General features: G+C 48.8%; 2 protein-coding genes. Both read right to left on the bottom strand.

The features are described 5' to 3' along the window. Positions 1–75: 75 nt before the first annotated feature. Positions 76–2,799, bottom strand: coding sequence for an SIR2 family protein (locus GKG41_RS15245; RefSeq protein WP_154260154.1), 2,724 nt, complete (start codon positions 2,797–2,799; stop codon positions 76–78). Between the two features lie 156 nt (positions 2,800–2,955). Then, a complete protein-coding gene (locus tag GKG41_RS15240) occupies positions 2,956–15,759 on the bottom strand; it encodes a leucine-rich repeat protein (protein ID WP_173015618.1) in 12,804 nt (4,267 codons plus the stop codon). Positions 15,760–15,906 lie beyond the last annotated feature (147 nt).

Here is a 15,906-nt window from a genome sequence, read left to right as displayed (position 1 = left end):
ACGTGTTCTTTTTAGAAGGAACACGTCCCCCTTTAGGGGTAGGGGTGTCCCATTTTCAAACTGCCCTGTCCCTTTTTATCTTATTTCTATTTTCTCTTCAAAAGCTGCCAGCAGCTTCTCCTTCTGTTCTTTCAAAAACTGTTTTTCTTCTTCTGTAAAATAATTGCCCTCTATCTCAGTCTGTCTGATGGTCTCATAATCCTGCAGCGTTGCATCCTTCCAGTCCCTGCTTGCATAAAAGCAGTACAGCAGCGGCAGATCCAGTATCCGGAACCGCATGGCTTTTTCTTTCCGGGACTGCAGACGTTTTATCCTTGCTTCCCTGGCCTTTGTCCACGGCGCCTGTTCCGTGTCCCTGTAGTGGTAGGGTACAGCCTGTACATCCCCAAAGTAAGCCACTGTCCAGGAACGATTTACGAAATCCTCCTCTGTTCCGGGCTTCAGCCTTTTGGCATATTCCAGCGCCAGCTCATAAGGGCCTGTAAGCACTGCCCCGTAAGCAATGTCCAGCCTCATATAGGGATCCTCTTCTATCTGTGCCACCATCTGTACAAACTCGTTTACCTTTACAGAGGTTCTGGGATATCGTGTAATTAAATATACTAGTTCGTTTTTAAGATAAAAGGCATCGTCCTCATCCAATTTGCGTATCTCCTCTTTCAAATCTTCTGTAAGGTCTGTCTCTCCCGGTTCCACAAGTTCTATATACAGATTCATAAGTGTATGCTGAATCCTCTCCAGCTTTTTCCTGTCGTGGATATCACCGATTCCGCTTCGTACGAAATCCGTGATATCGTTGCGCAGGGGCTTTGACAATGCCTCCGCCAAAAATCCTTTTTCTTTCTCCATGGCATCCAGAATCATGTTTGCCCGAAAGAAGGAGCAAAAGCTTCTGTGATAAAATCCCCGCACTATCTTTTTTTCTGACGAACTCCCCACATTATCTATGTACAGCAGTCCTTCCGCCGCCGAATCCTCATTTTCCAGCAGGCATGTGCCTCCATAATAGGTAGCCTCTGCCGCCTTCCATAAATATGTCCTGATTTCGTCCAGACTGCCTCTGGTGGTTCCTCTGCTTTTTTCCTTTTTCCACCAGCAGACAAAGAAGGTTTCATATAATTCATACAAGCTTTTGATACCAGAGCACTGCGTTCCAGGCGGCTGTTCCTTCTCAGCCTCTATCAGATAAAGCATTAGCGCCACATGAAAGGGGGAACGCATTAATTCCCTGACTTCATCTCCTGATGTCATCAGTTCTTCTGCCCTCTCTGCCACTCCCTTCAGTCCAAGCTTCCTGCAGTAATTATGTATATAATCTCTGGCCATATCCTGGGTCCAATCCAGGATCTCTGCTGTCTCATAGAAAAAGCGATTGATAGTTTCATTTTCACAGCTGCTGTAGTGATCTTTTCTCCAGCCAAGCCAGACGTGGATCTGTCTGTTCTTTCCAATCTGTTCTAGGAGTCTGTATAGTTCTTCCGGTTTATCCAGAAATTCCTCATCAATACCATCCAGGAGAATCAGCTTATGAGTTTTCGTCCTCCTTCTTCCCAATAGGTACCCGATTACTCCCTCCTCATATTCGGAGCACTCATTTTTTCCCAGAGCCGATGCGTGAAGATAAAGAATCTCATCCTCCGGATTCTCAAATAAGAATACATACTTCAAAAGTGTGGTTTTTCCGCCCCCGGCATTTCCGGTAATCACCAGATTGCGTTCTCCAAACTCCTTCACAAGATGTTCTGCAAAAAGCCGTGTTCTTGACTTTATCCCCTGTATCCTGGGTGGAATAAATAATTCCGGAAACACCGCACGGAATCCGGCGCTGCTGCGCATCCAGGGAAGAATCACCTGATTAGCCTCCATCTCCTTCTGAGCCTGCACCAGACTTCTGCTCCATCTTTTTCCACCGGTCTTCTTGACCAGCGTCCTGCTGGTTTTGCTGTTTCTTATAAGATCTTCCAGTATTATCTCGAGACACTCATGCCGCCCCTCCGGGTAGAAAACCGGAAGAATCCCTAAAGCATCCAGCCTGATATTTAATGCATTCTTCTCCCTTGCATCATTTGGGCAGGGAAGAACCGCATAGTGATTGATATGGTGATTCTGATGTATCACCCTGCTTAAAACCTCTAAGGTTCGATCCTTCTCCAGGCTGCAGCCTGCAAATAAAATCCTCTTTCCGGAAAATAAAAGCTGGAGTGCCAGCGGTACCGGCCTGGATACATCCAGCGTCCCCTCCGTACCATACGCCTTCACATAATCCTCTCTGGCCAGGATCATACTCGATAGTTCCTCTACAGTTCCATGCACCTTCAGTATACAACCCCTCTTATCCTGGAGGGCTCCCGCAGTCTGATCTGCCATAACCGGCAGAATCACCGGAGCCCTTTCCCCCTGAAGGGCAAGCGCTTCCTCCAGAACCCTGTCATAGTTTGTAGTAATCAAACATTTAGAAAACCCTGACACCAAACTTTTGACAACATTTGTCTGATGGAACTCACAATTTATAATTAAATCCGCAATTCTCTTCTTTACTGCGGTGACATTTCCATTCACAAGAGCGATGAGCTCGTCGACCAATTCCATATTATCAAATCTGGCAGATAATGCTTCGAATTCATCCTCCGAGAGATAATTGTCTGCTACCCTTCTGATAAGCTCATTCCAGGTGTAAAACCCGCATCCCTTAGACACACCGGCACCTATAAACGGGACAATATCATTCCTGTCACACTGATACATCTCTTCAAATCTGCTTTTGTTGGACTCAAATCTCTTCAGTTCTTCTATGGTCATAGCCGCCACCTCAAACAATCATACTATGTTTTATTATAACATATATTTCCCGTAATTTGGCAATTTTGGACGCAATTTGGGGACGTGTACTTTCTAGAAAGTACACGTCCCCAAATCAGATCAGCCTGTCCCAAATTCAATCTGCCCTGTCCCATTTTACTTCAGGTAAACGTTCTGGGCAATATTGCTGTATTGCGTATGCTGGTTTCCGTCCCGATCCCGGTAGACCAGATAGGCTCTGGCATAGCACCTCACCCCTTCCCTGGCATTTCTCAGTGAGAAGATAAAGATACCGTCCGGGCTGGTGAAAGCAGCCTGATATTTTTTGAGTTTCTTATTCTCCAGGGTCATCTTTTTTTCGAAGGCTTCTTCGCCCTGAATAGTATATAAGAAGCCAAACTCCAGCAGCCGGCAGTCCTCAGGCACACTGCGGGAGGAGGTAAAGGACAGCTTTCGCACTCCGTCTTCCTCATAACTTCCGATTTCTGTAATCCGCAGAACAGGCTTTTCTTCTATATAAATATTGGAAGCGATCCTGCTGTAAACCACTTTTTCTGTTCCGTCTTCCTTCTGATATACCAGATAGCTTCTGCAGTAATACACTTTCTCCGGTTCTATATTATTAATGACAAGCCGGTAAATCCCGGAATTTCCTTCCACGGGTATTTCCCTCTCCATGGCACTGCTGCCTCTGATCATTTCTTTGTCGGAGGCAAGAGCCGGATCGGTGGTGTAAAGAACTCCGTGGGACAGAATCTTTTTATCCTCCGGCAATTCCCTGGCAATGGTAAAAGACATCTTTCTGACATTGTCCTCCAGGAAGGTATTCGTATCTGTTACTGCCAGCACCAGACCTGCTTCTGTCTCTGTCCCCGTTTCGGCGTAGACAGGATTTAACGCAGTATCTCCAGTCAAGATAAAGGTATAGGTTTCCCGGTAACTGATAACATTCCCGCTTCTGTCAGTCCAACAGGCAAATTTCATTCCTGCTTCCGGGGGATTTGCTTTCACAGTCAAATGTGTCCCCTCCGGATATTTTCCTTCTGCCGCAGGCTTCTGTGAAGCGTACACAATCTCACCATTCTCCAGCAACATATTCCATACCGCCTCTTTTTCTTCATACAGAGGTTTTACTTCTATCAATCCCTTTCCACCTGCAATCTCCTGCCGGATCACCTCTTCTGTCTTATCCCATCCCGCAAATACATACCCAAGGCGGGATGGACCTGATGGAAACAGGATATTGCTTCTGACCGTATACTCATGGTTTGCAACCACCTGCCCATAGAAATTCAGGAATACTACTGTAGATTTATCATTGTTTTGATCCGCATATACTGCATACAAGTCAACAGATTCAGCCATTGTAATCGTACACTCAGCTTTCCGGCTCAGAATCTGCCCGCTGCCGTAAGCCCAGTAAGCAAAACTCCCATTTTCGTCCGCAGCGCAGAGCCGGAGCTTCTGACCGGCCTCCCACGTTTTTGAATATACGCCGTCCTTATATTCCTCTTCCGACAGTACATTCCCATTAATGGTAAATGGGTACTTGCTGTAGATCCTAACATTCTTCCCGGGGATTCGCTCAAATCTGGCCGTATAATGTTCCTCTCCTTCCCTGCACACAGTAATATAGGATCCGGCGCTGGTGACACAGGTGTCCCCCTGGTACCAGCCCAGGAACCGCCATCCCTCTGCCGGTCTTGCCTGTATAGTAACCTCTTCTCCTGCCGGATACATACCGCCTCCGGTAAGCTGTCCTCCATTGGAGGGACTGCCTGAAACTACAACCCTTCCCTTCTCTTTCTCCAAAAATCTGGCCTCATAAGTCCCTTCCTCCTGTACATACAAGTGATATTCCGGCGTTTCGGCAACTAAAGTATTATCTTTATACCACCCGGCAAATTCATATCCGTAGTCTGGTTGTGCCCTGAGTACAGCCGCCTCACCGGGCAGATACGCCCCGCCCCCGGATACAGTGCCGCCCGCTGCTGCCTGTACCTGAATGGTTACCGGATACGTGATCGCGATCTGCTTTCCATAAGAAGTCAGATACGATCCGTCATTGCTTCCCAGTCTCCTCAGTACGATATATTTCCCCGTCTCCTCCGTCTTCAGACGTTCTCCCGCCTGATATGTGAATTCCCCGGCTGCTGACCAGTCAGGCTCTGCAGCCGCATCCAGAAGCAGATACTCATACGCCCCCTCAGGGAGGTTTTCAAACAGATAGTATCCATCCTTTCGGCAGCAGGCAATATCCCCGGTAAGATAAGGAATTCCAGGTATGGCAGTCTTGGTAATATTACCTGCCAGTTCTGCCCCGGAAGCTTTTCTTCTCACCCACAGCACCTGTCCTGCTTCCCGGGGAGTAAAGTGGATAACAGCTCCTTCCCCATCCTTCCAGTTTACACCATTCCAGGAATACTCATATTCCTCACCGAAACTCTCGACGGTACAGCAGTCTGCATAATTCAAAGTTACCTCAGGGCCTTCCGCCAGGTGCAGTTCCTTGTAGGAGGCATTAAACAGCTGATCCCGGCTGCTTATAATTTCTGTGGATTTTTGCCTGTAGTACTCTTCCAGAGACTCATAGGCAGTCTGCTGTTCCCGGCTGATGACCTCCAGCAGGGATGCCCTCTGTTCCCCGGGAATGGATTCTACATAAGCCTTTTCTCCAATCAGCCGCATTTTAATCAGATATTTCAGTGCCTTAAGCGCCCCATTGCTGTCCTGCCTCCTGGCATCCAGATATTTCATCCGGAATGCGTACGTCAGGCTGGCAGTAAACCGAAGCTTCTGAAGATTCTCCACCTTCGAGCTCCAGTCAAACAGATAGTCCGCAGCAGAGTAAACTGCCCTGATAATATCTACAATCATCATAGCGGTTGTCCCGGAGGAGTAAATATCTTTAATATATTTCACCAGCTTATATTCCGTCACCGTAATTGCCGCGTCAGGTACAAAGGATTTGCAGAAAGCTTCCATCCGCTCTGCACGCTCGTCAAATTCCTTTCCCAACTTTTCTTTCAAAATTTTTGCCTCGTCCACCACAATCTCGTTCAGATACGGAGTCTCAATAATGGTATCCAGAACAAAGTCAGCTTCTTCCCTGTTTGCATGAATCTGAAGCAGCAGGTTTGTAAATTCACAGGAATAGTTCCACCCATCCGCCGCACTGCTGACCAGTCCCACTACCTGGGCCGTGTCCCCGAGATGTCCGAGAAGCGCTTCTCTCTCTGCGAGAGGCACCAGACCGTTCTTTTCAAAATAAGATCGGATGATATTTGATGTAGCCGATGTTCCAATAAGAACAGACAGACGACCTGCAAAGCTGTCCGCACCTTCAATCCCCAGTGTCTTTGCCAGCACCCGCAGACTCTTTTCATCGTCCATAAGCAGTTCCAGCTTTGACAGGGACTCTTCCATCTCCCCATCCGTCAATTCCAGTTTTTCTGTGATGTCTCCCGGACTTTGGAGATTTGTCTTCAAAAGTCCAAGCATACTCTTTGTAAGATCGATCAGCTTCTTGTCAACACTTAAGTCAACCGCGTCCTGGAAGGATTCATCCTCCAGCAGCTGAAGAATATAAGCGTCCACCAGCTTTCTCTGCTCCTCTGTTGTAAGGTAGGAAAAATCCAGCTTTAGCACAGCTTGGGTGGAGCTGTAAAACGCCTCCCCAAGCTTTTTCCAGAAATCCTTGTCATCCTCAAGCGCCTGAATATAGTAGTAATAATTGGTATTTTCCATATCCAGTACATAGTTCAGCGCATCCTTTTTCGTCGTCATCTGTTCCTGAATCTTCTGATCGGAATCACTGATATCATACTGATTCATATCGCTTACGATCACCTTAACAGGAATCGATAAGCCGTTCATGGTCTCCGTCACTGCCTTCTGCAGATACAAGATCTCATCCCCGGTGATTGCCCCGTATGCTGCGTATTTTTTTGTGTAAGTCTCTCCTGCACGAAGGACAGGTACCTGGTAATCTGCATCCAGATTCTGCCGGGCTCCCAGTGTGTTGGTTACATACGCGTGCAATGCCTTTACACCGATCTCTCTTTCCTGCCATTCCTCCTCCCCATATTCATAACTCTTTATAGCCTCACCCATAACATCTATAGACGGAAGATTCACATCCGCCTCCCCCTCATTGGTCAGTCCAAGAGTAAAATAAAGAGCTCCCGCTTCTGTATCCCGGTTAATTTCGGCAGTCATAGACAGCCCTGAGATCCCATATACCTGAATGGGATCCTCCGCCTCAAATCTGGCCTGAACAGGCGCCTGGAAAAGGTCCAGAACACCGCTGTAATCTGCTGAAACCGAGTACTCTCCTGTCTTATCTCCCCGAAGCACCCAGCTTATGGTCCGCTCCGTCTGCCCCGGAAAATCTGAAAATGCTACGTCCGCCGACGGACTGTGTTCCATGGCATCCACCACAGTAAGACCGTCTGGCACATGCAAATGCACCTGATTAGAAGAAAGATTAAATTCCCCGGATGCATGGTTCAAAAGATGGAGCTTGACATCAAAGAATTCCTTGAGACAGGATGCCTCCACCGGAATATCCATCAGCGCTACCATCACATGCTCCTGAGACTGACTGCCCGGGCCTGTTTCTCCTCCCTGGGTTACAGGAATTACTGTGGCAGTAACCTTCCGGGTTCCGGTATCCGTATCGATAATGGCAGTCCCGCCTTTATAGATATCGCTGCCGTTGGTGATAACCTTCATCTCTGCCGGCTGTTTTCCGTATGTAAGATGAATGGTAATCTGCATCACATGCTGATTCTCCGGTTTTGTCACATCAATTCCTGCTGCCGCAATCTCATCGAGAGTCATCCGGTCGACCTCAAAACCGCCTGAGACAATCGGTTCTCTCACCATTGTCAGGGTCAGTTCCGTAGTGGTATTGGCCCGGACTACTACATTCTTCTTTACCGGAAGATAATTTTCCATATAGGAACCCACCGCATACCGGGCAGCTCCTGCTGAAAATACAGCGCAGCCGTCCGTTCCGGTATATTTCACAGTATTCTGGCTGCTGTCCAGGTTAAAGTATACCGGCGCGCCGGATATTGGGCTGCCCTCTGCATCCACCGCTTTCACCTTCAGAGTGCCTAAAAGCTGAGGCTGTGTCACCTCAATCGTCCGGGCGAGGCTGTCTGTATTGCCTTCTGTGTCCGTCACTGTAAGGGTTACTGTATACGTACCCGTATCTGTATACTTATGGACAAAATGATTCCCCGTCTCTGCGGTACCGTCACCGAAATCAATCGCAATTGACTTAATATCCAGATCCCCCCAGGAACCGCTGGCATCATACGTATACTCCACACCGGCTTCCTGGTTCAGCTCACAGGTGAGCACAGCCTGTACCTGAGGATCTGCTGTAATCCACACACTATCCGTCTCTCTGCTGGATGTATTTCCATATTGGTCCACAGCTTCCACTTTATAAAGATACGTACGGTTTTTCTCAGCATCCTCATCCCGATACTGGTAGTCCCCGGACTCATTTTTGCTTCTCTGTGCAGTCAGCCGGTAGGACTCTCCCGGACATCTCCGGTAAATGCGGTAGCCGGACAGATCCGCCTCCTGATTCCCGGTCCAGGATAAGGCTATTGCCTCCTGATCGGCTGATACAGAGATTTCAGGCATTGCCGGAGCTTCCTTATCCACGGTATAGGTATAAATCTCAGATTCCGCAGTATTTCCCCGGACATCTCTGGCCTCCGCCTTCAGGTATACCCTGTCCCCATGGTTCAGGTTTTTCACCGGAAGATTCTGACTCAAAAGTTTATAATAGCTGTCAATACCCGTCTCTTTTTTCAGAGTCCGCCATGCAGTTTCCTCATTCAGCCGATAAAAGACCGTAACCGTATCCAACGCCCGGTTGTCGCTGGCCAGCACCCTCACTTCGGATGCAGAAGGGCCTGTCACTCCATTGTCCTCCGGGAAAATACTCAGGATCTCGGGAGGTACAGTGTCCTCTCCCGCCCCGGCTCCCACAGGTTCTGTAGGCAAACTTACATTTCCCGCATAATCCCGGGCCCGAATCCGGTAAGAATAAGAAACTCCGTCTTCGGCCGTTCTGTCCACATAATTTACTGTATAAACGGACTCTGCCAAAAGCTCATATTTCTCACTGTCTCCCACAGCCCGATAAATCAGGTAATCGTCCAGATCCTGCTCCTCCCCCATTTCCCAGGTTACTTCTATATAGCCAGTACCTGAAACAGCAGTCAATCCCTGGGGAGCCCCAGGCGCTGTCCGGTCCGCGATGTATTCCACATAAGGAGCCTGAGAAGAAGTATCCCCCTGATTTCCGGCGCGATCCGACGCCACAGCCCGGATATACAGAGGCCCCTCCGCTCTCTTGGAAATATCCAGTTCATACGCTGCAGTTTCCACAGGATTGCTTCCTGTAAAGTCCGTCTCGCTTACCTTTTCCCAATTTCTCCGGTCGGAAGAAATCTGGATTTCTATGGATGCCACATCGGAATTATCCTCTGCTGTCACAGATACCGGTATCTTATCCCTGTAATAGCCTGGTTTAGGACTGATATCCGTAATCACCGGTGCCCCCGTGTCCTTCTTCGTCTTGGCGGCAATATCCTGAGACGGTATCCCTCTGTTTCCCAGCTGATCATAAGCCACGATCCGATACGTATATACACGGTCCGGGCGTAGCCCTGTAAGATTTACTCCCAAAGTTCTGGATTCGTCTCTGACAGCTGTGTACTCACCGTTTTCCTGCTTCTGCTCCACACGGAAAAAGCTGAGATCGGTATCTGCCACATCCTTCCACCGCAAAGTAATTGTGGAAGATGTACTCTCCCAGGAGAGACCGGTAACCTGATTTGGCCCCTGATTGTCAATCTTATAGGTGTAAATCAGCCCGCTGCTTCGATTGCCTGCGGCGTCCTCCGCCATGCCTTTGACCTGCACCAGACCATCCCCGTACTTTGACGTATCCATCTGGAATCTGCAGTCCTGCCCTCTGTTCTCACTCAGAAGCTCCCAGGTTGCCCCTTTGTCCCGTGAAAGATATATCTGTGTGAATACCACGGCAATATTATCTTCTGCCTGGACATAAAGCTCCGCACTGCCGCCAATGGTTTTACCGTTGGACGGGAGCATTTTTACTACGCGGGGCGGTTCCTTGTCTGTCTGGGGAACCGCAGACGCAGGCTCAGAAGGCGCTCCCTCCTGCCCCATATCATTTACGCCCACAATATAGTAATAGTACTTCACATTCTCCCTGGCAGCGGCATCGGTGTAGGTTAAGATCTCCCGATCGTAAATTCTCTTGTACAGCGTATACGCAGACTCGTCCTGAGTTCTCCGGTAAATATGATAGCGGGTGGTATCCGCTTCATGGGCCATGCTCCAGTTTAAAACAATACGGTTCGTATCACCCACTGCAGTCAGGCTGGTAATCTTTTCAGGCACGGAAGCGTCGTAATAGATGCTCTGCGTCATTGCTCCGGTTCTGCCGTCCACATCCGTGAGATCGAATCCAACCGTATACATTCCTTCCGGCAGATATTCCAGATCCCACTCGGTACGGTAGACAGCCGTCTCCCCGTCAGAAGTATAAGGCGCTGTCAGGACCTCACCCACAGGGACCTTCTCATCTTTCTCATTCAGGTAGTAAAACTGTCCTTCCGTGGCTTTACCGCCGAGACTCCCAAGATTCCCTGTGTCCTTTACTCTGGCATATATTATATTTTTATTCTGGCTTACTTTATTTAGAATGTGAGCGGTATAAATGCGTTCCACCAAAGGCCGTTTGGGTCTCACCGAGACAGACGCCCTCTTTGTCGTCTGTCCCTCCGTGGTATATCCGCACACGTAGTAGGTAACAGAAGCATCTTCCAGAAACCCTGTGTCAGTAAACCAGGTCTCCTCTGTCACGCCTACAGGTTCCGCCTGGTTATTCCGGTAGATATAATACCCTGCCACCTGTTCACTGTTGGAGCGGTTCCAGGTAAGGTGCACCGTATTGCTGAAGACATTGGCCGCCTTCAGACTCCCCGGGGGCAGGTTTAAGGTATCCCATGAAAATTCCACACCGGCCGGTACATAGGAGCCGTAGGCTGATTTATAGGCATCAAAAGCCTCTTTGGGGGTGTAGATCGTCTTCAGTGCTTTCATGGTCCGGAAGGTGTCGCTGCAGCCTTTGAGATCCGGGGGAACCGTTCCCAAAAACGTAACTGCTGTGACCCCGGAGCAGGAGTTAAAGCTTGGAGAATAATAGTTCTGATTCATTGATTCCACATTTTTCCCAACCGTAATACTTGTAAATTTGCTGTTATTGTAAAAGCTGTTATATCCGATTACCCGGACAGAGTCAGGGATAATAAGCTCCCCCTGCAGGCTGGTAGAAGTAATTGTATATTCCTTTATTTCACTTATATTTTCCGAAAGATGCAGACTCCCGTCCAGGCCCGTACATTCATGAAAGGCGTATTGCCCCAGATAAGTCACACTGTCCGGGATCCAAAGGCCGCCCTTAAGTCCTTTACAGCCGGAGAAGGCATGATCTCCCACAAAAGTCACATGGCTTCCCAGCGTCAGAGAAGTAAAGCCCAAACAATTGTAAAATGCGTAATTTCCTATGGTTTCTGTACTGTCCGGAAGTATCAGAGGACCGTTCAGGCCCTGGCAGCCGTAAAATGCAGAATTTCCTATGGTGTTCAGCCCCTCAGGGAATCTAATCTCCCCGGTAAGCCCGCTGCAGCCGCGAAATGCGCTCTCTTCTATGTAAGTCAATGACTGGGGAAGCGTTATATGTTTGAGTGTACGGTTGTTTCGGAATGCATTTTTTGCGATTCCGGTAATCCCCTCCGGAACTTCAACCTCTTCCTCGTTTCCTGTGTATCCGATCACTACAGAACCGTTCTTCACCAAACCGTCCGCACCATCCTCCATGATTCTGGTATGTTCGCCCAGATAATCTCCATAGCTGTCGCTGTACGCCTTCCAGGCGCCTGCCGGAACATAAATCGTTTCCAGTGCGGGCAGAGTTGTAAAAACACTCGTATATCTACAGAGATCCGGAGGTGTCAAACCTTTAAATCTAATGGCTTTCAGAGCGGAACATCCCTCAAAACTGCTGTAGTAGTAATAGCCGGTAATTTCATTCATCTTTTGTACATTCGCCCCTACCGTGAGATCCGTAATGTTTTTACAGCCATAAAAGGCGTAATATCCCACAGATGATGCCTTGTCCGGAATGACAACCTCTCCCTGAAGCCCCGTACATCCCCTGAATGTATTAGGGGCAATCTTTTCTAATTCTTCAGACAGCCGAAGTCCGGCAAATCCAATGCAGCCTGAAAAAGCACTGTTTCCCACAGAATTTATACTGTCAGGCATTGTCAGTGTCCCCCTCATCCCGCTGCAGGAGTAAAAGCAGCTCTCTCCGATGGTCTGAATCCCGTCCTCCAGGATGAGGGATGTAAAGCCTTTGCAGTAGGCAAATGCATTGTCTTTTACCTCAGACACGGTTCCGGGAATACGAAGTTCTCCCTTCATGCCTGTACAGTTGTAGAAAGCCTGCTTTCCAATCACGGTCAGGCTCTTGGGCAGTTCTGCCCCCTGGAGCTTCTCACAGGAATAAAAAGCGCCCTCTCCAATACTGGCTGCTCCATCCGGCAGAGTCAGCTCCTGTTCCAGGCTGCTGCAGTTGCCAAAGGCATAGTCCCCAATTTCCTTTATCCCCTGTCCCCATAAAACTTCCCGGAGGGCAGTGCAGCCCCTGAAGGAATAAGGCCCTATTTTTTCCACGGAGTCAGGGAAGATGATCTTTTCTATTCCGGGATGGTTCTGAAATGCTCCTCTGCCGATCTCCGTAATTCCGTCCGGAATCCTCACCTCTGTTTCATTTCCGGCGTAAGCAATCAAAGTACTTCCCTCTGTAAGAAAACCATCCTGCCCGGCCTCATACATTCTCTGTCCGGTCTGAAGGTACTGGCTGTAAGCTTTGGCGTACGCCCCGTAGGTTCCCTGGGGAATTTCCAGCTCTTTCAGAGAAGGAAGACTGCTGAATGTACTGCCCTTATAATTTTTTAAATCGGGAGGCACAGAACCTCTGAATACAATTTTTTCCAGCGCGCTGCAGCCCTCAAAAGACCCATAGCCGTAATAGCCGCTGTCTGTGTTCAGCGCTGTTACCCCAGCTCCTATCACTGCACGGGTCAGACCTTCCATATTATAAAATGCGTAATAGCCTATGGCTGTTACCTTATCCGGGATTACCACCTCTCCTTTTACCCCTCTGCACTCAGAAAATGTATGCGCAGGCAAAGTCTCCAGATTCCGGGACAGACGGATACTCTCAAAGCCTTTGCAGGATGAGAATGCACTCCCTCCCAGGCTTGTTACACTGTCGGGCAGCTCCAGAGCCCCCTGCATGCCGGCGCAGTTATAAAAGGCCTCCCTGCCTATTGTTCGGATCCCCTCTTCCAGACGCAGGCCGGAAAGTCCGCTGCAATAGGCAAAGGCGCCGTCCCCCACCGTTTCCACACTGCCCGGAATTGTAAGAAGCCCCAGAAGACCGGTACAGCTGTTAAAAGCATGGGGGCCAATAGACGTCAGTGCGGCCGGAAGCCTCAGCGCCGTGAATCCGGTACACTTATAAAAGGCATAGCTTCCGATGGAGTCTGTTCCGTCAGGCAGAATCAGCTCCCCGGTCAGTTTTCCGCAGTTGTAAAATGCGTAATCACCTATTGTCACCGAGTCCATATCAAAATTAATTTCAGACAGACTTATACAGCCCCGGAACGCATTATTTCCTATTTTTCGGATACTCAACGGGAGTATCACCTTTTGAAGACCGGTATTGTTCTGGAACGCTCCGGTGCCAATCTCTGTCACTCCCTCAGGTATCTCTACCTGCGTGTCATGTCCCGTATATCCCACTACAATCCCGTCCTGAATCAGCATCCCCTCAGAACCTTCTTCCGTGATCCGGGCATTGTCCGGAAGGTCCGCTCCGTATGCACTGCTGTAGGCTTGGTAGGTTCCCACAGGAACAATCACGGAAGTAAGCGCAGACAATTCTCTGAATGCACCCTTATATTTTTCCAGAGAAGGGGGCGTACTTCCCCTGAACTTCAAAGTTTTCACCCCTGTGCAGCCGCTGAAACTGGAGTACGAGTAGTATCCGCTGTCCGCGTTCAATTTCTGTAAGCCAGTGCCGAGTACAAAGCATTCCACACCAGTCAATCCTCTGAAAGCATTATATCCAACGGACACGACGCTGTCAGGAATGACAACCTCGCCGCTGATTCCCTTGCAGTCAGAAAAAGTATTTACTTTAATCTGGGTCAGGTTTTCTGACAATATTAAGCGTTCAAGCTGCGAGCAGGAAGAAAAGGCACTGCTTCCCAAAGCTGTCAGGGTATCCGGAAGCGTCAAATCTCCCTTCATTCCGCTGCACTGACTGAATGCATAGTCTCCTATTGACTCCAAACCTTCCTGCAGGATAAGCCTGCTGAGATTTGAGCAATTGTAAAAGGCCTGGCTGCCGATACTCCTGACACTGGGCGGCACACTTAGCTCCCCCGATAATCCGGTACAGTAATAAAAAGCATTATCTCCAATTTCCGCCAACTGTTCCGGCAGGATAATTCCTTCCAGTGCGGAACATCCCTGAAATGCACCTTCCCCGATGGAAGTCAGATTTTCAGGAAGCTCCAGAATTCCAGACAGACTGCTGCAACCGTAAAAGGCAAACTCCCCCAATTCCAGATTCGTCATGGGAAATTCCACCTTCTCCAGCTGCGCACACCCGCGGAACGCATTCCTGTCTATTTTCTCTACGCTTTGGGGAATTGCAACATTCTGCAGAGAGGTGTTGTTCTGAAATGCACCGGGTCCGATTTCTGTCACTCCCTCAGGTATCTCCACCTGGGATGCACTGCCCGTATAGCAAATCAGAATATTTTCCTCAATCAGCTGTTCTTCCTCGCTCTCCGTCAGTAATCTCACGCCGTTTTGGAGATAGTCACCGTATGCCAGCGCATAATCCCGGTAGGCTCCTGCGGGTACCGTCAGAGATTCCAGTCCTTTCAGATTCTGAAACATTCCTGTAACGCTGCGAATGCCGGGGGGATTACTTCCCCTGAACGTAATGTCCGCCACGCCATCGCATCCCTCGAAGCTAGAGTACGAATAATAGCCTGAACCCTCATTTAATTCCGTCACATTTTCTCCCAGCTCCACAGAGGTCAGCTTCCCCGCATTCCGGAATGCATAATATCCTACAGTTTTTACACTGTCGGGAATCTCCAGTTTCCCTGTCAGATTCTTACACTCTGCAAAACAGTAGGCACTGACTGCCGCCATTGAGCCGGACAGCTTCAATGAACCGTCAAAACCCGAATTACCATAGAAAGCATTGCTGCCCACAGAAACAACGCTGTCGGGTAATATCAGATCCCCTGTAAAACCGGTACAGCCGTAAAATGCATAAGATTCTATTGTTTTCAGCCCGTTTCCCAACTGCAGCGCTCCAAAGCCGACACAGTTATAGAAAGCACTGCCTCCAATGGTTTCCACACTGTCCGGAATCTCCAGCACCCCGGACAGATTCCGGCAGTCGGAAAATGCCATTTGGCCGATTGTTACCAGACTGGAAGGAAAAGAAACAGAAGTAATATTCTGATTATCCCTGAACGCTTCCTTCCCGATAGCAGTCACCAAAACTCCGTCAATCTCCTCCGGGATCACCACATCAGAATCCTCCCCCAAATACCCGGTAATTGTTCCATTGTCAAAGGCAAACGCCTGCGTATCTGCCTCTTTCTCAAGCCCCTCCTCTTCCTGTGTTTCGCTCAATTCCTGGCTGTCCATGCCAGATGTCATATTCTCCTGCAAAGCATAGGCCGTCTCAGGTCCGGAAACCGCCATTGCCGTAGCCAACAATAAGGCAATTATTCTTTTTCTCATAAATTGTTCCCCCGTCAAAAAATTCATATCGGAATACTGCTGGAATCCGATACCATATAACATAATTGTACCACAGAATCGTGTAAAAAGGGACAGGGCGGGTTGATTTTGGGACGTGTTCTTTCTAGAAAGAACACGTCCCAAAAT

Source organism: Lactonifactor sp. BIOML-A5 (assembly GCF_009677585.1).
Taxonomy (GTDB): Bacteria; Bacillota; Clostridia; order Lachnospirales; family Lachnospiraceae; genus Lactonifactor.
This window is presented reverse-complemented; position numbering and strand designations above follow the sequence as displayed.

What these genes read in the sequence shown, in the direction of transcription:
- GKG41_RS15245 (WP_154260154.1), bottom strand. Translation starts at nt 2,799, where the DNA reads ATGACCATAGAAGAACTGAAGAGATTTGAGTCCAACAAAAGCAGATTT.
- GKG41_RS15240 (WP_173015618.1), bottom strand. Translation starts at nt 15,759, where the DNA reads ATGAGAAAAAGAATAATTGCCTTATTGTTGGCTACGGCAATGGCGGTT.